At 67.6% G+C, this 1122-nt stretch carries 2 protein-coding genes and 1 pseudogene; all 3 read right to left on the reverse strand.

Annotated features, from left to right (window positions below; translation table 11 throughout):
- A pseudogene (locus ACIRPT_RS40925) lies at nt 1-301 on the reverse strand (hypothetical protein); the annotation flags it as partial.
- Entirely contained in the window at nt 298-753 is a 456-nt protein-coding gene (locus ACIRPT_RS40930; protein WP_403836977.1) for a DUF6507 family protein, read from the reverse strand. The pseudogene ACIRPT_RS40925 and the gene ACIRPT_RS40930, both read right to left, overlap by 4 nt.
- Before the next feature lie 127 nt (nt 754-880).
- On the reverse strand, nt 881-1120 hold the full coding sequence (locus ACIRPT_RS40935) for a pore-forming ESAT-6 family protein (protein ID WP_403836979.1): 240 nt from the start codon (nt 1118-1120) through the stop codon (nt 881-883).
- Nucleotides 1121-1122 lie beyond the last annotated feature (2 nt).

Raw genomic sequence — 1122 nt, forward strand, 5'->3', positions numbered from 1 at the left:
TCAGCCGGTGGATCAGCGGCCTGATCTCATTGGCGTAGGTGCCCAGAGCCTTGGCGATGACGTGCATGTCGTCACTGAGGTCGTGTGCCGTGCGCTCCACCGGTTTGGTGACGCCGAACAGCTGCTCCGCCTCGGGCGCTTTGTAGAAGGCGGCCAGTTGGCCGAAGGACTTGTGGACGTCCGAGCCAGCGGTTTGGACCTTGGAGCCGCCGCGGGACAGCGCCTTCGCCTTGGCTTCCAGAACGTCCAGATCGCCGGTGAAGACCGGTACATCTGCCGGATCGACCGGCCCCCCGCTCACTTCTTCTTCCCCCCGAAGTCCTTGAGAGCATCCAGCCGCACGTGACGGGCGGCGCTCTGGGCGTTCTTGGCCGCCTCCAGATCGCCCTGGACGTACTCATTGGTGGCTTTGGCTGCGCCCAGGACGGCGGCCTGGCAGCGATCGGCCATCGCTTTCATGTCCTTATTGCGGTGCTTGACGTACGCGACCAGGGCCGCGGCGACCGGGCCCGACGCCGCATGCGTCAACAGGGAGGTGGCCGCCGGACCCAACGGCTTGCTCCTCGGCGCCCACGGCCCGGGCGACACCGGCGTTCGGGCCTGCGTGCCCGGTACGGCCGTACCCGCCGTCTGAGCCGCCTCCTGCATGTCGGAGAGCAGTGTGTTGAGGACCTCCCCCAGATCCTCGGCATGCGTGCAGACGACCTTCAACTGGCCCTGCACTCCCTGCGGCTGAATGTCCCACGACGTCATGAACGCTCCCCCTGCGTGCCCATCTCTTGCACCGGCGCCGCGACCCGCGCAGCGCCTTCCCCCTGGCCGGCACCCCCTTTGGCGCACTCCGAAGGAGCGCTTCTCCTGCGGAGGTGCCGGGGTGGGTTCAGCCGATGTTGTCGACCGCGGCCTTCGCGCGCGCAAGCGTCTGATGCGCGGTCGAGTCGTTCTTCTCCAGCGTCGTCTTCAGCAGCTGGATGATGCTCTTGACCTCCTGCGACGCACGGTTCCAGCGCAGTTCCTTGCCGTGGTACTCCTCCGCGACACCATCCGCCGCGAAGTCCGCCATCGCCGCCTTCACCTGCGCATCACGCGCCGCCATCACCTGCTCCAGGCGCGCGATCACCG

The sequence above is a fragment of the Streptomyces sp. NPDC101227 genome (genome assembly GCF_044767545.1).
Lineage (GTDB): Bacteria > Actinomycetota > Actinomycetes > Streptomycetales > Streptomycetaceae > Streptomyces.